Annotated in this window: 21 protein-coding genes; 3 read left to right on the forward strand and 18 right to left on the reverse strand. The window is 30.6% G+C overall.

The features are described 5' to 3' along the window. The 18 genes from istA to OW730_RS19295 all read right to left on the reverse strand — a co-directional run bounded on the left by istA (position 1) and on the right by OW730_RS19295 (position 15,752). Positions 1-1,218: an IS21 family transposase gene (gene istA, locus OW730_RS19210; protein ID WP_271224840.1), complete on the reverse strand. Its 1,218-nt coding sequence runs from the start codon at positions 1,216-1,218 to the stop codon at positions 1-3. Between the two features lie 559 nt (positions 1,219-1,777). After that, the gene (tnpB, locus tag OW730_RS19215; protein WP_333781231.1) at positions 1,778-2,875 is read right to left on the reverse strand and encodes an IS200/IS605 family element RNA-guided endonuclease TnpB; all 1,098 of its coding nucleotides are present in this window, start codon (positions 2,873-2,875) and stop codon (positions 1,778-1,780) included. A gap of 188 nt (positions 2,876-3,063) precedes the next feature. Continuing rightward, the gene (locus OW730_RS19220) at positions 3,064-3,720 is read right to left on the reverse strand and encodes a YidC/Oxa1 family membrane protein insertase (protein ID WP_271225663.1); all 657 of its coding nucleotides are present in this window, start codon (positions 3,718-3,720) and stop codon (positions 3,064-3,066) included. 27 nt (positions 3,721-3,747) lie between these two features. After that, positions 3,748-3,996 (reverse strand): hypothetical protein, encoded by a 249-nt coding sequence (locus OW730_RS19225; RefSeq protein WP_271225664.1) that lies wholly within the window; start codon positions 3,994-3,996, stop codon positions 3,748-3,750. A 158-nt stretch (positions 3,997-4,154) separates the two neighbouring features. Continuing rightward, positions 4,155-5,180, reverse strand: a complete 1,026-nt coding sequence (gene fbaA / locus OW730_RS19230; protein ID WP_271225665.1) for a class II fructose-bisphosphate aldolase — start codon at positions 5,178-5,180, stop codon at positions 4,155-4,157. Between the two features lie 375 nt (positions 5,181-5,555). After that, positions 5,556-6,401 (reverse strand): aminoglycoside 6-adenylyltransferase, encoded by an 846-nt coding sequence (locus OW730_RS19235; RefSeq protein ID WP_271225666.1) that lies wholly within the window; start codon positions 6,399-6,401, stop codon positions 5,556-5,558. 168 nt (positions 6,402-6,569) lie between these two features. Continuing rightward, entirely contained in the window at positions 6,570-7,439 is an 870-nt protein-coding gene (locus OW730_RS19240) for a class I SAM-dependent methyltransferase (RefSeq protein ID WP_271225667.1), read from the reverse strand. A gap of 163 nt (positions 7,440-7,602) precedes the next feature. Continuing rightward, entirely contained in the window at positions 7,603-8,607 is a 1,005-nt protein-coding gene (hypE, locus tag OW730_RS19245) for a hydrogenase expression/formation protein HypE (RefSeq protein WP_271225668.1), read from the reverse strand. A 25-nt stretch (positions 8,608-8,632) separates the two neighbouring features. Continuing rightward, positions 8,633-9,721, reverse strand: coding sequence for a hydrogenase formation protein HypD (gene hypD / locus OW730_RS19250; RefSeq protein WP_271225669.1), 1,089 nt, complete (start codon positions 9,719-9,721; stop codon positions 8,633-8,635). Between the two features lie 15 nt (positions 9,722-9,736). Beyond that, positions 9,737-9,955, reverse strand: coding sequence for a HypC/HybG/HupF family hydrogenase formation chaperone (locus OW730_RS19255; protein WP_271225670.1), 219 nt, complete (start codon positions 9,953-9,955; stop codon positions 9,737-9,739). 13 nt (positions 9,956-9,968) lie between these two features. Further along, positions 9,969-10,724 carry a twin-arginine translocase subunit TatC gene (gene tatC / locus OW730_RS19260; protein WP_271225671.1) on the reverse strand — a complete coding sequence of 252 codons (756 nt, stop codon included), beginning with the start codon at positions 10,722-10,724 and terminating at the stop codon, positions 9,969-9,971. A 21-nt stretch (positions 10,725-10,745) separates the two neighbouring features. Next, entirely contained in the window at positions 10,746-10,919 is a 174-nt protein-coding gene (locus OW730_RS19265) for a twin-arginine translocase TatA/TatE family subunit (protein WP_271225672.1), read from the reverse strand. Beyond that, positions 10,912-11,583 carry a hydrogenase nickel incorporation protein HypB gene (hypB, locus tag OW730_RS19270; protein WP_271225673.1) on the reverse strand — a complete coding sequence of 224 codons (672 nt, stop codon included), beginning with the start codon at positions 11,581-11,583 and terminating at the stop codon, positions 10,912-10,914. Before hypB ends, OW730_RS19265 begins: the two co-directional genes overlap by 8 nt. A 1-nt stretch (position 11,584) precedes the next feature. Next, the gene (gene hypA, locus OW730_RS19275; RefSeq protein ID WP_271225674.1) at positions 11,585-11,935 is read right to left on the reverse strand and encodes a hydrogenase maturation nickel metallochaperone HypA; all 351 of its coding nucleotides are present in this window, start codon (positions 11,933-11,935) and stop codon (positions 11,585-11,587) included. Continuing rightward, positions 11,936-12,388, reverse strand: a complete 453-nt coding sequence (locus OW730_RS19280) for a hydrogenase maturation protease (protein WP_271225675.1) — start codon at positions 12,386-12,388, stop codon at positions 11,936-11,938. Then, a complete protein-coding gene (locus OW730_RS19285) occupies positions 12,388-13,821 on the reverse strand; it encodes a nickel-dependent hydrogenase large subunit (RefSeq protein WP_271225676.1) in 1,434 nt (477 codons plus the stop codon). Before OW730_RS19285 ends, OW730_RS19280 begins: the two co-directional genes overlap by 1 nt. An 83-nt stretch (positions 13,822-13,904) precedes the next feature. Next, complete coding sequence (locus tag OW730_RS19290; protein WP_271225677.1) at positions 13,905-14,819, reverse strand: hydrogenase small subunit; 915 nt, start codon at positions 14,817-14,819, stop codon at positions 13,905-13,907. A 33-nt stretch (positions 14,820-14,852) separates the two neighbouring features. Continuing rightward, entirely contained in the window at positions 14,853-15,752 is a 900-nt protein-coding gene (locus OW730_RS19295) for a hydrogenase small subunit (RefSeq protein ID WP_271225678.1), read from the reverse strand. Positions 15,753-16,219: 467 nt separating this feature from the next. Between OW730_RS19295 and OW730_RS19300 the strand changes: the two genes are divergently transcribed. The 3 genes from OW730_RS19300 (at position 16,220) to OW730_RS19310 (ending at position 19,660) form a co-directional block, all read left to right on the forward strand. Then, entirely contained in the window at positions 16,220-17,947 is a 1,728-nt protein-coding gene (locus OW730_RS19300) for a methyl-accepting chemotaxis protein (RefSeq protein ID WP_271225679.1), read from the forward strand. Between the two features lie 105 nt (positions 17,948-18,052). Continuing rightward, a complete protein-coding gene (locus tag OW730_RS19305) occupies positions 18,053-18,628 on the forward strand; it encodes a peptidoglycan recognition protein family protein (protein WP_271225680.1) in 576 nt (191 codons plus the stop codon). A 141-nt stretch (positions 18,629-18,769) separates the two neighbouring features. Then, positions 18,770-19,660 carry a hypothetical protein gene (locus tag OW730_RS19310; RefSeq protein WP_271225681.1) on the forward strand — a complete coding sequence of 297 codons (891 nt, stop codon included), beginning with the start codon at positions 18,770-18,772 and terminating at the stop codon, positions 19,658-19,660. Positions 19,661-19,910 lie beyond the last annotated feature (250 nt).

The following is a 19,910-nucleotide window of genomic DNA, read 5'->3' on the forward strand; positions in this document are numbered from 1 at the left end:
TCACTCCTCTAAAAAAATATCCATATTCTTTAAGTTTTCTTCAATAAAAAGTTCTACATCATCTTCTGCATAATGGCTCAGAGCATTTGAAAGTAGTATTTCTTTTGCATGATCTTTTTTATAGTGAAAAGTTTTATCGGATATCTTATGACAAGCAACTAAATCTTTAGTATAATAAATATAAAGTTCAGATTCTATTTCTGAAACGGTTAAATAACAACCTATATAACAGGTTGGAACGGAGTATTTTTTACCTTTATATCTAATCATGGATTCATTAGATACCTTATATTCTTTTTCGTGGTGGAAATATGATAGAAGGATATCCATTGTAGGTAACGGGTTTAAATACTCTTTTTCTTTTTCAAATCTTATAAATGGTACCTCGTTCGTTGCTTGTGAAATTTCACTATTAATATCATGATTAAATGATTCTACTATCTTCTCTAAATCTTCAAATGTATTGAATTCTTCATTAAAAGGCGTTAGCCTGTCCACTAGCTTCGCTAGAGTTTCTACTTTACCTTTAGTTTGAGGCCTATATGGTCTACATGTGATTACATCAAACCCAGCATCCATAGAGAAGTATTTGAAATTTTTATTTATGGATACATTTTTAAAAGAAGTAGTATTCCTATCCACTACCGTGGACATATTATCGAAAAGTATTTCTTTAGGTATCCCTTGATAATATCTAAAAGCTTCAAATAAACATTCAAACAGAGTTTTTTGAGTTCTATCCATTGTTAATTTCAAATATTTTAGTCTTGAATATCCTAGAACCATCAAAAATATATTTACTTCAAATACTTCACCTTCCTTATTAATCATTTTTATACTTTCTTTCCAATCTACTTGAGCTTGAAGTCCTGGACTTGTATCAAACCTTATTGTTGCTTTTTTCACCTGTGATTTTCTATGTTTTTTCACAAAACTATTTACTGTTTGGTATCCTCCTGTATAGCCTTTTTTCTGTATAAATTTGAATATAGCCATTGAAGTAGATCCATAGTTATCAGCTTTATCTTTAACTATTTCTTTATAATCATCAAGTTTCCCATTAATAACTCTAGGTTTTCTTGTAGAACTATTTGATTCTGTTAAGTACTTATCGATTGTTCTTCTATCGCAATTAAATCGTCTAGCTAATTCGCTTTTATTCAATAAATCTATCTCCTCTCTTATTAAATTTATTTGATTTGACACATCTTTTCTCATAATATTTCTCCTAACTTTTTTTGAAATATTATACTAAAAAATGTACAAATTTGTGTAGTTTGAGATTATAATTTTTGGCTAATTTGATTATATAATTTACACACTTATATAAATATATTAACAAACCCACTTTTAGATAAATCAAACTGAAAATTGAAAGTGGCGAGTTGAAAACGTAGGATGTTTCTGCTTTTAAGGCAGAAACAACATTATATTGTTATTTAGAACAAGGGGTTTTCACTCATTTTATCTTAGATAAAATATTGTATTAATTATGCTCTTTTAAAATAATAAAACAACCTAAAAAAGGGAACAACGGCTCCCTTTTAAACTTTACATTTATTGACTTGCAAAATCTTACATTTAAACCACAATGTTTCATTCAATATATAACTAGTACACCACATTATCATAGAAAACAACAATGTGAACTCTCCCTCCACTTACTCACGCTGAAGTGGGGGCTTCTTGGTATATCCAAGAACTTTTCCTGCTTCACAGATTTCGCAATCTACTTTCTCCACAGGCTATCCCCGTAAGACCTACGGTTCTTATTTTTTTAGGCTATTTCTAATAACCCTTGCTTCAAGATATTCCTACTGGCATTTATATCCCTATCATGAATGCTATCGCATTTAGGACATTTCCATTCTCTTATATTCAGTGGCATTTCATCTAAAACATGACCACAATTATTGCATGTTTTAGATGACGGATACCATCTATTTATTTTATGAATTTTTCTTCCATACCATTTTGCCTTATAGTCTAGAATAGTAACAAATTTATACCAACTTACATCTGAAATACTTTGAGCTAATTTATCATTCTTCATCATATTTTTAACTGATAAATCTTCAAGAATTATAACTTGATTATCGCTTATAATTCTTTTAGATAACTTATGGATGAAGTCTAATCTTTGATTAGATATACGTTCATGTAGTCTAGCAACCTTTATTCTTTGCTTATTCCAATTGTTACTGCCTTTTTCTTTACTACTTAATTTTCTTTGTTCCTTTGCCAATTTATCTAATGACTTTTTTAGATACTTAGGATTTTCAATCTTTTCACCATTTGATAATATTGCAAAATGACATAACCCTAAATCTATACCAATATTCCCCGAGATTTTTTTTAATGGCTCTATCTTTGTTTCAACACATATAGATACAAAATATTTACCACTTGATGTTTTAGAAACAGTAGCGTTTATTACTCTACCTTCAACATATCTATGAATTTTTGCATTAACATATTTCAATTTAGGCAGTTTTATTTTATCTTTTTTTATTTCAATATTGTTATTCACAAAATTACTTGTATATGTTTTATAGTTGTCTCTTTTACTTTTGAATTTTGGTCTGTCTGCTCTACCTTCAAAGAAATTTTTGAATGCAGCATCAAGATTTCTTAGTGACATCTGCAGTGATGTACTATCAATTTCTTTAAGCCACACAAGTTCTTTTTTCATACTTGGTAATTGATTTTGTTGTTCTGTATATTTCATACATCTTTTTTCAGCTTTATATATTTCATTCCTTTGGTTTAAGAAATGATTATATACATATCTTGAACAACCAAAAGATTTTTCAATAATCTCTATTTGATTTTCATTTGGATATATTCTGAATTTATACGCTTTGTTGATTTTCACTGCTTTCAACACCTTTACTTTTGAATACAATACTAATGAATCTCAAGAACATTCATTCTTATTATTTCACGTTTATGATTTTTTATCCATGTAAAAGTATTAAGATTACGCATTCATCTCCCACTTATAGAAGATGGGAGACTTCTGCTAATTACGTTAAATTTCACAGGGTGAAATATCCATCATTCTCAATTCTTCATTCTCAATTCTCCATTACGCTTTTTATAAACTATACTCGCAATAACATCTTCAACAAAAGTAGAAATCCCACCAATAATGAAGTATATTCCTAAAGCAACTGGTGCTTTAATTGTTATCATAATTCCAAAAATAATACTAATCATTGCTTGCTTTCCATTAAATGTTCTATTTAATACCCCCTTCATATATTTAATATTGCATAATATGTTAGGTAAAGAAAGAACAAGTACATAAATAATTGGTACTATAAGCATCTTATCTGGTGCTGAAATGCTATCTACCCATGGTACAATAACACTACCTATCTCTGTAGGGATAGACTTAACAACACTGAACATAGCCATTAATATAGGCATCTGTATCACTAACCCCATACATCCTGCCATACTTTCTTTCAGTTCATTCTGATATTTTGCCATTTCCTCATTTAATCTTTTTTTGTCATTTGCATATTTTTTCTTAATTTCGTTTATCTTCTCATTAAGTTCCCCTTGGTTTTTCATAGATATCTTCTGTTTCATTGATAGTGGCATTGTTAATACTCTTATTATGACTGTCAATAAAATTATTGCAATCCCCCAATCACCTGTTAAATTAAATATTGTTTCTAATAAAAATCTTAATGGTTCAAATATGATATTCATCTTCTCATCCTTTCATAATTAATAGATTTATAGGAATATCATTGAACCTCTCCATCTCACTATATATCGCCAAATATGGTATTTCTCAAATATCATGTAGTTCTCAATTACAAGCTTCTTATTATAGCTCATATTTCGTGATTGTATTCTATTTAATATGTAGTTTCCTACATGTCTATTCAATTTTTTAATAGTGTTGATAACTAGCATGAATGAACTTAAGAGGAGTGTCATTACTAAGAATGCATTTATCAACCATATATAATCAATTTTCATGTTTTCTTACCCCTTAATGCAGTTTTAAATACCTTGTAGTTATATATTACCATGTTTCTTTATATTTGTATATAATATTATTCGTTTCATATAATAAAAAAATCCTACTATAGGGGAAGTCATAGTAGGATTTTAAAATTTATTTAAATTATTTGGTATTATTTTGTATAAAGAGTTTTTCCAGTAGATCTTAGCATATCACAAGCTTGCATGATTCTTTCAGCCATTCCAGCTTGAGCCTTCTTAAGGTATGCTCTTGGGTCATATACCTTCTTGTTTCCAACTTCTCCTTCAATCTTAAGAACTCCATCATAGTTCTTCATTATATGATCAACAACTGGTCTTGTGAAAGCATATTGAGTATCTGTATCGATGTTCATTTTAATAACACCATACTCTAATGACTCGTGAATTTCTTCTAGTGTAGAACCTGAACCACCGTGGAATACTAATAAGTAGCTCTTATCTTCTCCATATTTCGCTTTAAGAGAAGCTTGACCAACTTTAAGAACCTCAGGCTTTAACTTAACATTTCCAGGCTTGTATACACCGTGAACATTACCAAAAGTAGCAGCTAGCATAAACTCCCCTTGATCAGCTAGAGCTTCTTGGAACATTTCCATATCTTCTGGAGTAGTGTATAATTTGTCCTTTGAAACGTGCTCGTTGTTAACACCATCTTCTTCTCCACCAACAACACCAGCTTCAACTTCAAGGATAATTTCATTTTCAGCACATAAAGCCATAAGTTCTTTAGAAATTTTAACGTTCTCTTCCATTGGGATATCAGATCCATCAAACATGTGACTGTTGAATAGATTTGGTAATCCTTGAGCTCTTCTCTTTCTTGTCTCTTCAATAAGTGGCTTTAAGAACGTGTCCACATTTGCAGCAGAACAATGGTCTGTGTGTAATGCAATATTAATCTCATATTTTTCAGCCATTAGATGAACATGATTAGCTAAAGTGATAGCTCCAATAACACTATCTTGTATCATACCTGAAGCATGTTTAGCTCCACCCATAGATACTTGAATTATTCCGTCTGATTTAGCTTTTGCTAATCCTTCAAGAACAGCATTAGCAGTCTCGATTGATGATACATTAACTGCAGTATAAGCATACTTACCTTCCTGAGCTTTTTTTAACATTTCTTTATAACCTTGATAATTTACTACTGGCATATAATCACTCCTCAATTAATATGTATATATTAAATTTATTGATTTCTTTTTCTCTCTAATGCAATAATAACTCTTTATTGATACTAAGTCAATACTTTTGGGGTAATTTTATCCCATGGGGTTATTTTTGTCCCACCCCTTATAAAAAAATGTATAATTGATAATGGATAATGGATAATGATGGATGCTTCTCACTTACGTGAGAAGCTATATTTTATTGTTCTTTAGGACAATATGATTCACCTCATTTTATCTGCGATAAAATATTGTAGCTTAAATACAATATTTCATCATTGATGAAACGAGTAAACGATTATTGTCCTCTGGTCAATAATATTAAAATTTCACAGAGTGAAATGTCAATCATTCTCAATTCTACATTCTACATTCTCCATTATCTTTTATCTTTTTCAAGTACTCAGTAACATTAACATCATATTCCATCGGATACTCATAACCTAATTTATCCGCCACTCTTGTTCCAATCTTTCTTATAAACTTGCCTGCTAAAAACAACTTTTCCCAAATCTCTTCATAATCATTAGATGAATATAACTCACTAAATTCTTTATACTCCTCTTCATCCATGAAGTTCTTAAACCATTTGCCTGCTGTTCCTGTATTAACTGACCAATTATTTGTCATTCCTATATCCCATGAGACTAGTGATTTTATGCTATCCATAAAGTATTTATCATAAGCGTTTCTTACATAAGGAAGTTCATCTCTCCATATACCTTTTGCTATATATGGTTGCAGCCACCAAGCTTCATTTAACATCATATCAAATGTTTTTTCATCAGGTTGCTTAATAACATATGTACTATCATTAGGTTCTGGTATTTCTGGTGCTATATCATCCTTATCAAGTAACCACAGGCTCAAAGAGTCTTCTTTTCCTTTTTCTTTAATATCAAGTACACTAGAAAAACTAAGATCTATCCTAAAATCATCAAATTGCATTAGGAAAATATAACTTCCATCTTCAAAGTCATTTTGTTGAACTATTACTGGCTTTCCAAACCTACTAATCCACTCTCTATTTTTTTTAAATTTAAGTTCTTCTAAATTATCTATAAAAAATACCACATCATAATCCTGCATTATATCCTTTGGTGCATTAGAATTCACTCTTGATCCATTCATCATTACAACTCTTACAGATTCATCACTTTCTGCAAATTCAAGAATTAAATTAATAACTTTGTCCTTTACTATCATATGTAATTCTCCTCTTAACCCTCTCTTTGAATTTACTTTTCTTTTGTAGTTATAGTTTTAATAATGTTACATCTCTCTCTTTTTTAAAATAATGTTGAAAACTGTACAAGCATTAATTACAGTTTTTTGTCCAAACAGTATAATAACTCATCATCAAGTTTTAATACTTCAACTTATCTTTTCACAAACACCAATAATACCCGCTCTCCTAAAAGACCCTGGCCCATCAGGCATTACCTCTATATCGTACCTCTCACATAACTCAATAAACTCTTCTTTTTTAGATAACTTGTCCATCATTTTCTTAACTTCATTTGCTGAATGTTGTCTATATAGATGAATTAAATACATATGAGTCAAACTACCTATGCTTCTTACTGCTGAGACTTTCATTCCATTCTTTTCAAGTTCATCTTTTAACTCATTGCAGCTAAATGCCTTTAACTCATTAATTGTGCATAAATCTTCTCCATTATGGTACTTGTCCATTTCCCACATTCCATTATCCATCATTTCTACTACAGATGGAGACATATCCTTCAAGGTTTTCATACTATAATTAAGCCATGTAGCAGTCATACAAGCCTTATTTGAAACAGACACAATAAGTCTTTTCTTAGTAACCCTACAACTTTCCCCAATCACTTTACTAGCTTTTACTCCTGAAAATGAAATAGGACCATCTTGATTTAATACCAAATCAAATTCCCCATCTTTAAACATATTAAGGTCACTTGCATCACCTTTTATGAAAGTAATATTATTAATACCAAGCTTATCAGCTTTATTCTTAGCAGTTTTTAACATCTTATCTGAAATATCCAGATGTGTTACCTTAAATCCAGCTTTAGCAAGTGGTATAGAAAACACTCCTGTCGCCCCACCAACATCTAATATTGTCTTAATCCCTTTTAAATTTCTTAGAATCTCTCTCCATCTTAATTGTCTATTAACATACTCATCATCATAATCAACCTCTTCAACAGAGGACATCCTATCCCACCAGTCAGTTATTTCCTTCAAATCCCCATCTAACACATTTATTCTCCCTTTCAAATTTATTATCTAATGTTATTTATTTAATATTATACCATATTATATAAATTGCTAATAATTTTTCATTTTACTAAAGAATAAAAAAACATTATCTAGGACTGTTATAAAACCAGCTCTTTGATAATGTTTAAATCATAATTAATTATTAACATATTCTAGGTAATAGTTCGCCAGTAGGCATATTCACTATTCTAGTTCCTCCTATTTCAGTTTTAAGATATACATTATGTGTATCATCTTCAATTACCTCTCCAATAATTTGTGCATCTTTCCCTTTGGGATGTTCTTTCATTACTTTTAATACCTCTTCTGAATCCTCTTCACCTACTATCAATACAACTTTTCCTTCGTTTGCTATATATAAAGGTTCTAACCCTAGAATTTCACACATGCTCTCTACTTCTATTTTCACTGGTATTAAGCTTTCTTTTATGATTATACTCTTTTTACTTTCTTTCGCAAATTCATTCAGTGTTGTTGCAAGTCCACCTCTTGTTGGATCCCTTAATATCCTTACATTCTTGCTTGTATTTAAAACATTATCAATAAGTTCAAATAATAGACCACAATCACTTTCTACTTCAACATCAAATTCTAAGTTATTTCTTTTGGACATAATACAAACACCATGATCACCTAAAGTTCCACTTATGATTACTTTATCACCTGCTTTGATGTTCTCACTGCTCAAATATATATCCCGTTCCAATACACCTATACCAGTTGTATTTATGTATATTTTATCTCCACTTCCTTTATCAACTACCTTTGTGTCACCAGCAACTATTTTTACTTTTGCTTCATTAGCTGTTTCGCTTATTGACTTTACAATTTTTTCTAATTCCTCTATCTCTAACCCCTCTTCAATAATAAATCCTACTGTAATATATAGAGGTTTTGCTCCACTCATAGCTAAATCATTAATTGTTCCACATACAGATAGCTTTCCAATATCTCCTCCATTAAAAAATATTGGGTTTACAACAAATGAATCTGTGGATACAGCAATTTTCCCATTACAAACAGGTAATATCGATGAATCATTTTTTTGAAGTAAAATATCATTATTAAAGTATTTATAAAACAATTCTTCTATTAATTTATTAGTTGTAGCTCCACCACTACCATGTGATAATGTTATTATACTCATTCAAACACTTCCCTTTAACATACGTTTATTTTGTTGAACCATATTTATAATATGCTGAACATGTTCCCTCTTCTGAAACCATACATGCTCCTACTGGATTCATTGGATTACATACTTTTGAAAATAATTTACAATCTAATGGATTCTTTTTCCCTTTAAGTATCTCACTACAAATACATCCTTTTAAGGGCTTATCTTCACTCAGTCTTATTTTAAGTTTACTTTCCGTATCATATAAACTATACTTCTTCTTTAATCTAAGGCCTGTACCTTCAAGTTTTCCAAGTCCTCTCCAATTACTATCAGTCACATCAAATATTTCATCCATAATCTTTATTGCTTTATCATTACCATTATAATTAACTATTCTTCCATATGTATTTCTCACTTCATTAATGTTATTATTTATCATTTCAATTAAATTATATAGTCCTATAATAATATCACCTGATTCAAAACCTGCAACAACTGCAGGAACTCCGAATTCTTTTGCTAAAAACTCATAAGGCTTGACCCCAATGACAGTGCTAACATGACCAGGGCATAAGAATCCATCTATTTTAATATCTTTTTCTAATACTAAAGCGTTCATTGTTCTTGGCATTGTTTTTATAGATTGTAGTATTGAATAGTTTTCAACCCTTTCTCTCTCAGCAATTTTTATACTTAATGCTATTGCAGGGGCTGTTGTTTCAAATCCTACTGCTAAAAATATAACTTCCTTAGCAGGATTCTCCTTAGCAATCTTCACAGCATCTAACGGGGAATATACAATCCTAATATCTCTGCCTAAAGCTTTCTCCCTTTGGAGAGAACTTTTATTTCCTGGTACCTTTAACATGTCTCCAAATGTGGTTATTATTATATCTTTCCTTTGTGATAAATCAATTACAGTATCTATATATCCCTGAGAGGTTACACAAACGGGACATCCTGGACCTGATACAAGCTTTATATTCTCTGGAAGCAATTCTTTAATACCACTTCTGAATATGGACATAGTATGTGTTCCACATACTTCCATTATTACAACATCTTTCTCAACATGTTTACATATCTTTTCAAGCATCTTCTTAACTAGCTCGGGATCTCTAAATTCTTTTACGTACTTCATTTTTCATCCCCTTTATTAATTTTCTTTTGCTAATTCTTTAAATATTTCTAAGGTTTTTTCAGCTTCTTCTTTATCAATCTTCTGCATTGCGCATCCTGCATGAAGGAGAACATAGTCCCCAACCTTCAAATCATATACTAAATCAATATTTATTTTTTTCTTCACTCCACCAAAATTAACCACTGCATCATTATCTCTAACTTCTATAACTTCTACTGGTACCGCTACACACATTTTCTTTCCCCCATCATATCTTTTTTTCTTCAACAGTCTTATTTTTACTTGTTATCTTGCTATATAAGTACATTAAACCTAAACTTAATTCGAATAATAGAGTTAATGGTAAAGATACCGCTAACAAAGTAAAAGCATCAGGTGTTGGCGTTATTATCGCTGTAATTATTACTATAACCAACACTGCGTATTTTCTCTTTTTAGCTAAAGTTTTATAATTAAGAATACCAAACTTAGATAGTAACAACATAATCATTGGAAGTTCAAAAACAGATCCCATAGCTACTGTTAAACCTATTACAAAGGAAAAATATTTTCCAACTGAAAGCATTGGCACCATATGTTCATTTCCAAAGCTCATTAAGTAACTTAATGTTGTGGGAAGTATAAATGCAAAGCAAAAATATATTCCACTAAAAAATAATGCTACTATAAATGGCAAACATGAAAAAACAATTATTTTTTCTTTTTTATACATAGCAGGTGAGATAAACAGTAATGTTTGCAAGAATATTATTGGAGATGATAAAACTATTCCTCCAAATACAGCAACTTTAAGCTTTGTTAGAAAACCTTCTAAAGGTGTTATAAACACTAAATCTATTTTCCCTGCAGTATCAAGAGGTCCTTTCATTAAGGAAGTTATTTCAGCAGATTTCATATAAGCTAAAACTGAAAAAATTGTTATAAACAAACAACATATTAATATTCTTTTTCTAACCTCATCTAAGTGATCAATTATACTCATTTCTTCAAACTCTTTGCTCATCTATCTCACCTACCTTTCTTTTTATTTTTCTTCTTTATCTTCAACTAAATCTTTCGTTACTTCCTTAGTTGCTTTTTTAAATTCTTTAATTGAGGTTCCTATAGCACGCCCTACCTCTGGAAGCTTTTTAGGTCCAAAAATAACAAGGGCAATAACTAAAATTACTATTAATTCTGGTAATCCCAAACTAGGCATTTACAACCCCTCCTTTTTCTTTTATTTTTTCTTTGAAGTACTCAGCTAAATCTTTTATTCCTTCTTCTGTTGTACATGATACCTCAAATATTTTAATGTTTTCATTTAATGATTTTATATCCTCATATAAATCATCCATTGAAAAATTTGTATATTCCAATAAATCTATCTTATTAACTATAAGTACCTCTGATCTTTGAAACATTGAAGGATATTTTAATGGCTTATCATTTCCCTCAGTTATGCTTAAAACTGTTACTTTCATGTCTTCACTTAAATCGTACGATGCAGGACATACTAAATTACCAACATTTTCGATTATTAAGAAGTCTGTATCTTCAATGTTAATATTACTTAATGCTTCCTCTATCATTAACGCATCCAAGTGGCAACCGCCACCTGTATTTACTTGAAGTACCTGAATTCCATGACTTTCTATTCTATCTGCATCTTTTGTAGTATATAGATCACCTTCTATTACACACATATTTAACTCTTTCTTTAAACTCTTAATAATCTTTTCTAATACAGATGTTTTTCCTGCTCCAGGAGAGCCAAGCATATTTATTGTGAAAATCCCCTTTTCTTTCAACAACTCTCTATTTTTTTTAGCTATCTCATTATTTGTGCCTAGTATATTCTTTTTTACTAAAATCTGCTTCATTTTATTCACCTTCTATCTCTTCTAAAAGTAATTCGTATCCACTTATGATATTATTGCTAAACACATTACACTTTGGACATTTCTTATCTGTAAAAGAAATATCAAATATTTCACCACATTCACTGCATTCACTCTTGGCTTTAACTCTATTAATGATCAATTCAGCTTTTTCTGTTTCAGTATCTTTTGAAAATGCCTGGAATGCGAATTTCAAAGCACTATCTTCAACACAACTGAATTCTCCAATTTTTAATACGACTTTATTAACTCTTTTTATATTGTGTCTTCTTACATTTTCATTAATAATATTAAATATTTCACCCATTATTGAAACTTCATGCACTAATATCACCTATTCACTTTCTATTTCTTCTTTAACAATTCTTATGATATTTGGCATCTCATTCTTAAGTGTTTGGGATAACTCCATATCATAAAATATTTCATGTGGTTCAACCCCTATAATAATCACCTCTGGGTCAGCTCCCATTAAGTTTGCTTGCTTGATAATATCAAAAACCTGTACATCATGAAGTGATGAATTAGATTTTATATAAGTCCCCAACTCTTCTGGTGTAATCCTGTATATTGTTCCAGGTTCATGTCCACCTTTTAAACTATCAACAACAATAATTTTCTCGTTATCTAAAAAATACCCTAACAAATCAAATGTTGATGTTCCACCATCTATTAAATCAACATCACATCTCAATTTTTCTTTATGGAGTTCACTTATTAAGTGAACCCCTATACCATCATCTCTTAATAATATATTGCCGATTCCTATTATGCATTGTTTCTTCATTAAATAACTCCCTTAGGATTCGGTGTAGAAACAACAAATTTAGCTTTAATGTTTTTCTCTGGATCTATAACATGTATAGAACATCCTGTGCATGGATCAAATGAGTGAACTATTCTTAATAATTCAATAGGCTGATCTATATTTTGAACTGTAACTCCCATAAGCGCCTGCTCTAATGGTCCCATTTGACCAAAATCATCTCTAGGAGATACATTCCAACATGTGGGTGTTAAAACTTGATAATTATTAAGTTGTTTATTTGAGAAATTAATCCAGTGACCAAGTGCGCCTCTTGGAGCTTCTGTTAATCCAAAACCAGTTCCTGAATAAGGTACACTTAATTGTGTATATGCACTTTCAGATGTTGAAAGTTGATTTAACCAATTTATCATCTCAGCTGCTATTTTTTTAGTCTCAAGCCCTCTAGCCATATGTCTATCCATAACAGAAATACCTCTTGTGTATTCCTTATTCATGAACATCCTAGCAAGTGGACCTACCTCAAATACTTCATTATTATATCTTGGAGATTTTAACCATGAATATGCTCCACTCTTTCCATATTGAGGTTCTGTTTTTCCACTTTCAGGATGTCTATTACCTGAGTCATCAGTGTACCAAGAATACTTGGCATATTCCTTTATCTTAGATAAATCTAAAGAACTATAAGTACCATTTTTATAAATACCAGACTCGAATAAAGTATTTCCATTAGTATCAATATCAAATACTCCATATGTGAGAAGGTTTCCACACCCTCTACCAAGGTTATAATAATCACTATACTTATTCGCTATAAGGTTCAAGTCAGTCATATATTCATTATCTATAAAAGCTTTAACTTCTACTAAATAACTTCTATACTTTGCAATATTCCCAGTAGTAGGTTTTTGAGTTACCCCTCCTGGTGCAATTGACATTACATGAGGTATCTTTCCAGCAAATAATGCTGTCATCTCATGAGCTTTTCTTCTTATTTCTAATGCCTTAATATAGTTATTAATTACCGCACTATTCTCACTCTCTGATAATCTATAATCCACATCATATCCTGGAGTCCATGGACTTGCCTGTGGACCCTTAACATAGTCTAACAATGCTAAATGATAAAAATGTAGAATGTGATCTGCTAAGTAATTCCCACCTAAGATAAGATTTCTCATTAACATAGCATTTAATGAAGGTTTATATCCAAAAGAATCCTCTACTGCCTTTACAGCTGCTACACTATGACTTACTGGACAAAGCCCACAAATCCTTTGTGTAATATGAATGCCATCTCTTGGATCTCTTCCTGATAATATTTTTTCAAATCCTCTAAATAAGTTTCCAGTACTATGTGCATTAATTACTTTATTATTACTGTCAACTTCTACTTCAATCTTCAAGTGTCCTTCAAGTCTAGTTACTGGATCAATTTTTATAGTTGCCATTTTTAAAATCCTCCTCTTCAAATTAGCTTAATCATGCAATAAAAAAACTAAAGCTATGCAAATAATTCTATTCATAAATCACTTTAACCTCTATAACCCCCACCAAATTCATAAAATGGTTCCTGTCCAAATTCTCTACCTGCACACCCAATACAAGCGTGTCCTGCTTCAATACACCAATTAACTTTATTGTTCCATTTTCTGCTAGGACAATTATTATCTGTATCAGGACCCTTACATCCTATATCTTTATAACACCCTCTTATTCCTAGTTCTTTTACTCTATCATACTCTTGAAATGGACAACTTTCATGAATTTCTTCGTAATAAAACTTTAAATTCCGTCCATATTCATCTAATTTTGGCATACCATAAAGTAATACATCTACTATAGTTTTAACTAATGTATATGGATGAACTGGGCAACCAGGAAGATTAATTATTCTATTTTTAGTCTGATTCCTTAAAATATCTGTATCTAATCTTCGAATACCAGTAGGATTAGGATCAACTTTTGCTATTCCTCCGAAAGAAGCACAAGTACCAGCAGCAATTACATAATTAGCTTTCGGAGCTAATTCTTTAACTGCATCCAGCATAGTCCATGGCTGTCCATTCTTTTCAGTTAATACACAATGAATACCATTATTCGCTGTTGGTACAGCCCCTTCCACTACTAATATAAATTTCCCATTATATTGTTCTACTGCTTGTTCAATAGCTGATATTGCTAAGTCTCCTGCTGCTGTCATAATGTTATGATGATATTTCATGCTAATTTTGTTGATTAATAGATTATCAATAGTTGTTTCTTCAATCGAATTCATTAGTGAAATTGAACAACCTGAACATCCGGAGCCTTGCAACCACAATACTGGTGGTGAACTTTCTGCTGCCATAACAATCTCTTCCAGTCTTCCAAGTTCAATCTTACTGAGTTTCAAAGCTGCTGCAGATACAGTACACCATTTTAAAAAAGATCTTCTTGAGATTTTCATTCCTTTTTACCTCCAATAACTTTTTATATTAACTTACTCAAATTTATAAATTGGTCTTTGACCAAATTCAGAATTTGCACATGAAATGCATGGTTGTCCTGAATCTACACACCAATTCACTTTATTATTCCATTTTCTTATTGGACAGTTATTATCAGTTTTTGGTCCTTGACATCCTTGCGTTTTAAAACACCCGGTATCACCTAATATTGAAGATTGTCCTCTACCTCTTCTAGGACATAACCCATGAATTTTCTCTCCATAGTATTCGATTGGTCTTCCATCTCTATCTAGCCTTGGCATTCCGTATAATAAGAGATCAATAATCGTCTTAGTTAGTGTGTATGGATGAACAGGACACCCAGGTAGATTAATTATTCTATTATTTTTCTGGTTTGCTAAAATTTCTGAGTCTAACCTTCTTATTCCCGTAGGGTTAACTCCAGCTTTTGCCACGCCACCATAAGAAGCACAAGTCCCTGCTGCTATTACATAACTAGCTTTAGGCGCTAATTCTCTAACTGCATCTAACATAGTCCATGGTTGTCCATTTTTTTCTGTAAGGACGCAATGAGTACCATTATCAGCAGTAGGAACTCCCCCTTCAATTACTAATATGAATTGTCCATTATACTGTGAAACTGTTTGGTCTATAGCTGATATAGCTAAATCTCCTGATGCGGTCATAATATTGTGATGATACTTCATACTGATCTTGTTAATTAATAAATCATCAATAGTTGTTTCTTCAATTGAGTTCATTAATGAAATTGAACATCCTGAACACCCTGACCCTTGCAGCCATAACACAGGCGGTGTTGTTTCCGCAGCTATAACAATTTCTTCCAGCCTATCAACCTCTAATTTACTTAGTTTTAAAGCTGCTGCTGAAGCTACACACCATTTTAAAAACGACCTTCTCGAAATTTTCATTCCTTTTTTTGCCTCCAATAACTTCTAATATTTCAATACACCTTTTGTAAATATTATAAATTACTCGCCAAATATTTTCAATATAAAGTAAAAATTTCATTTTATTATCTATATAAGTAATATATTTATTTTTTATTATTAATTACTCAAAATACTGTTTTTAACAATATATAGTAATTTAAGTAATTAATTAAATTTACACATATATAACTTTCTCTAGTACCCTATATATAGAATTTTAATTACAATATTTAAATTTATACTTTAATATTTATTTAATAAAAATACATTTATTTCTTCTTGATCTAATTAGTTGTATAAATTATGTAATTATGTTAGAATTTAATTGGTTATTATGGAATATTATGTATCAAACTTATCTAAAAGTCTTATTAATCAAATCTGAAAGATAAAGTTCTTAATTATTAATCAAATTTAAGCTAATTTTTTTATGGGGGAAGATAGCAATGACTAAACTACACTTTAAAAACAGATTAAGCACAAAAATCATTTTATCATTCACCTTCATTGTTCTACTTACGGTGAGTGTTTTATCAACAGTTTTATATCATCAAAGCAAGAGGCTTTTGGTCAATAATCTAGGAAAAAAAGCTGGAAAGATTGCTAAAGCCGCAACTGATTATGTTCCAATTGATGAATTTATTAAATTCACTTCTATTGAAGATGAAAAGAATGAGTCTTATCAAAAAATTAGAGAAGAACTTAATCATATTAGAAAAATCAGTGGTGCTACAAATCTATATACAATGAGAAAAAATGATAAAGAAAAATATATCTATATTGTAGATGGAACTGATAAAGATGATGATGAAATTAGTCACATAGGAGATGTAGAAACAGAATCAATTGTTGGCTTCAATGATGTTTATGACGGCGATATATATATTGCAAAAGATATCGATATATCAAACTGGGGTATACTAATAACTTCTTTGTATCCTCTTAAAGATAGTAACGGAACTGTTGTAGGCTTTCTTGGAGTTGACTATGATGTATCAGAAGAGCATGCCTCACTTCAAGATTTTAAGAAAACTATTATACTTATCTCATTAGTGATAATGTTATTAGTATGTAGTTTAGGAGTATCAGTATCTTTAAGAATATCAAAACCTATAGTTACCATATCTAACCAAGCAAGGAAACTTTCAAATTATGATTTAAGTATAGAAAATATAAATATTAAATGTAAGACTGAAGTTGGAGTATTATCAAATAGTTTCAATGAGATGACTAATAACATCAAATCTCTCATTAGCAATATTAAAGAAATAACCTTTAACCTTGAAAACACCTCAAAAGTTATTGCAAGTTCTTCTGAAGAGGTAACTGCATCAAGTGAAGAAATCTCTACTCAGATTCAAGAAATTGCTTCCGCTTCTTCTGATCAAGTAATGGAAATTAGTAAAACACTAGAAATTTCAAACCAACTTGCTGATAAAATCGAAGATATATTTAAGAAATTAGAAGCCATTTGTGTTGATTCGGAAATAATGAAAGAGAAAAATAAACTAGGCACAAAATCCATGTTCGAACTAGATGAAAGCATTCAAAATGATACCAAAGTAAGAATAATAGTGAGACAAGGAATTGAAGAGTTATTAGAAAAATCTAAATCTATAGGCACTGTGGTTGAAACTATAAATTCAATTTCAGCTCAAACAAATCTGTTATCCCTAAACGCTTCAATCGAAGCTGCTAAAGCCGGCGAGCACGGGAGAGGTTTTACAGTTGTAGCTGATGAAGTAAGAAAATTAGCAGAACAATCAACCTTAGCAACCAAAGAAATTGCTGTAATTATAGATGAGATTACTCAAGTTATAAATGACACAAATAAAACCATGAACGAATCTAAATTCATGGCAGAAAATGCAGTAAATCATCTAGAGTTAACAAAAGAGTCCTTTAATCAGATTAACACTTCAACTGATAATTTAATTAAACATATAGATTCATTACATAGTGATATAACTTATATTAATAACGCTAAGGACACTGTATTAAGTTCTACCGAGAATATTTCTTCAATAATAGAACAGTCTGCCTCCGCCTCACAAGAAATAAGTGCCTCAGCAGAAGAACAGACCGCAGGTATGGAAGAAGTAACAGCATCAGTACAAGAATTATATACTATGACTAAGAAACTATCTCAATCCGTTGAGTTATTTAAACTTTAATTGAAACCTAAAACAGTAGGGAACTTTTTCCTTACTGTTTTTTTCATCTTTCACTTCTCAAACTCATATCTTAAAATATAAAAATTAAATTAGGATGCAATTAGAATGAATACCCTATATAAACTAAATATAATTCCTAGAACAACTTGGACCGCTCGGATCCCAACAGAAAAAATGAATTATTTATCAAATATCAATTACTTGGTGATTCACCACACTACCTTTGATGGTGATTATAAAATAGGGGAAGATGCAAAAGAAGTAGTTCGAGATATTCAAAAATACCATATGTCTAAAAAATATGATAAGGAAGGTAATCTTATTAAAGACAAATGGGCTGATATAGGATATCACTATTTAATTTCAAAGGATGGTCAAATTTTTGAAGGACGAAGTAAAAAATTCAAAGGTTCTCATGCTTATGGATTAAATAATGAATCCTTAGGAATAGCTCTCTTAGGGGATTTTTCTCATAAGGAAATATATCCAACTCAATTAAAAAGTCTAGTACAATTGTTAGCATGGTTAAGTCAAATATATTCCATTAATACTTCCAAAATAATTGGGCATAAAGATGTTCTTTCCATCTCTCTTAAAGGAACTATAACTGAGTGTCCTGGTTCTGCTCTACATTCTCAACTCCCCTTTATTAGAGAAAAAGTTGAAGCTATTTTAGTTTAAACTTATTTTTAAATTGTTAAAATATTTTCTTTATATTTTATGTAATAAATTCAATCATTTGTAAATAAATATACTATTATAAGAGATTAAATCCACTCTTTGGCAATTCAAAATAATAGGTATATTAAGGAGGCTTTACAAATGAAACTTACTGGTAAAATCTTAAGTATAGTTATGATGTTCACCCTATTTGCAACAAGTGTTCAAGCTCTTGATACTAACATTCCTAGATCTCCTAACACACGCATCATGAATGATTCAGAAATAAAAACAGATATTTACTTAGAAGAACCTTATAGTAACCCCTTCAAAGAAGTAGATGGAAAACTAGTTCGTAAACGTTATATTAAACTTGCTGAAAGTTCAATAGGTGACTTAATGAATGCCAAAAGAATAACTCAACTTATGAGGGGTCAGACCTATGTTACAAATACCGAAACAGTTACCAGAAAGCTAGTAGAAGAAGATTTCGAAATTAAGGGAACTGTTAGTGCCACTTTCTTAAAACTGATAAAAGCTGAAATTAGCTCTAGTTATAAAAAACATATAGAAACTGAAGTAATAAATAAAATCTCTATAGGAACTTCATATAGCTTTGATTCAAGCGAACTTCCTTTATATGCTACTCATAAAGACATATACGCAGGTTTTTTCAAAGATAAATACGAAGTTGTTACAGATATCGTAGAAAAAGAGTTAGTAGAAAAGAAAACTAGAATTATAAGAACAGAAAGATTTGACGACTGCTTTGTGTGTGATAATGATGGAGGATTTGGCGGAGAGAGAAGCAGAGCACTTCCAATTCCTCAACATATATGCGAAAAAGGTTATAGATTTTTATTGGAAGATGGAAGATATATATACGAGTATGATCAAGACTATATGAATTTTCCTTATCCATTTAACGGAAGAATTGAAGGTATGTATTATGTTGAAGATGTAATGCAATGGAATTATGCTGGAATGAAAACTTTCACTTCTTATATGTATGTTCCAGTTAAAGGAGTAATGGCTGTATATATAATAAAATAAAACACAAATAACAGTCCCCTAAATACAAACAAGGAATAACACATAATTTGAGTTCATTCCTTGTTTATATTCTCCACACCTTTGGACTTTATATTGATTTTCTTCAAAAAACTTTTCTCCACATTCTCTTTAAATATCTTCAGTTTTTTTGATAGAATCAAATTCATGTATCTTAAGATACAGTGCTTTGTAAGTTCTTAATATCAAAAACGAAATTCTGCATTAGAAACATATATATTTATTGTAAACA

Source organism: Oceanirhabdus sp. W0125-5, from assembly GCF_027938815.1.
Classification (GTDB): Bacteria; Bacillota; Clostridia; order Clostridiales; family Clostridiaceae; genus Oceanirhabdus.

What these genes read in the sequence shown, in the direction of transcription:
- istA (WP_271224840.1), bottom strand. Translation starts at nt 1,218, where the DNA reads ATGAGAAAAGATGTGTCAAATCAAATAAATTTAATAAGAGAGGAGATA.
- OW730_RS19220 (WP_271225663.1), bottom strand. Translation starts at nt 3,720, where the DNA reads ATGAATATCATATTTGAACCATTAAGATTTTTATTAGAAACAATATTT.
- OW730_RS19225 (WP_271225664.1), bottom strand. Translation starts at nt 3,996, where the DNA reads ATGAAAATTGATTATATATGGTTGATAAATGCATTCTTAGTAATGACA.
- fbaA (WP_271225665.1), bottom strand. Translation starts at nt 5,180, where the DNA reads ATGCCAGTAGTAAATTATCAAGGTTATAAAGAAATGTTAAAAAAAGCT.
- OW730_RS19235 (WP_271225666.1), bottom strand. Translation starts at nt 6,401, where the DNA reads ATGATAGTAAAGGACAAAGTTATTAATTTAATTCTTGAATTTGCAGAA.
- hypE (WP_271225668.1), bottom strand. Translation starts at nt 8,607, where the DNA reads ATGAGTATAATAACATTATCACATGGTAGTGGTGGAGCTACAACTAAT.
- hypD (WP_271225669.1), bottom strand. Translation starts at nt 9,721, where the DNA reads ATGAAGTACGTAAAAGAATTTAGAGATCCCGAGCTAGTTAAGAAGATG.
- OW730_RS19255 (WP_271225670.1), bottom strand. Translation starts at nt 9,955, where the DNA reads ATGTGTGTAGCGGTACCAGTAGAAGTTATAGAAGTTAGAGATAATGAT.
- tatC (WP_271225671.1), bottom strand. Translation starts at nt 10,724, where the DNA reads ATGAGCAAAGAGTTTGAAGAAATGAGTATAATTGATCACTTAGATGAG.
- OW730_RS19265 (WP_271225672.1), bottom strand. Translation starts at nt 10,919, where the DNA reads ATGCCTAGTTTGGGATTACCAGAATTAATAGTAATTTTAGTTATTGCC.
- hypB (WP_271225673.1), bottom strand. Translation starts at nt 11,583, where the DNA reads ATGAAGCAGATTTTAGTAAAAAAGAATATACTAGGCACAAATAATGAG.
- OW730_RS19280 (WP_271225675.1), bottom strand. Translation starts at nt 12,388, where the DNA reads ATGAAGAAACAATGCATAATAGGAATCGGCAATATATTATTAAGAGAT.
- OW730_RS19285 (WP_271225676.1), bottom strand. Translation starts at nt 13,821, where the DNA reads ATGGCAACTATAAAAATTGATCCAGTAACTAGACTTGAAGGACACTTG.
- OW730_RS19290 (WP_271225677.1), bottom strand. Translation starts at nt 14,819, where the DNA reads ATGAAAATCTCAAGAAGATCTTTTTTAAAATGGTGTACTGTATCTGCA.
- OW730_RS19295 (WP_271225678.1), bottom strand. Translation starts at nt 15,752, where the DNA reads ATGAAAATTTCGAGAAGGTCGTTTTTAAAATGGTGTGTAGCTTCAGCA.
- OW730_RS19300 (WP_271225679.1), top strand. Translation starts at nt 16,220, where the DNA reads ATGACTAAACTACACTTTAAAAACAGATTAAGCACAAAAATCATTTTA.
- OW730_RS19305 (WP_271225680.1), top strand. Translation starts at nt 18,053, where the DNA reads ATGAATACCCTATATAAACTAAATATAATTCCTAGAACAACTTGGACC.
- OW730_RS19310 (WP_271225681.1), top strand. Translation starts at nt 18,770, where the DNA reads ATGAAACTTACTGGTAAAATCTTAAGTATAGTTATGATGTTCACCCTA.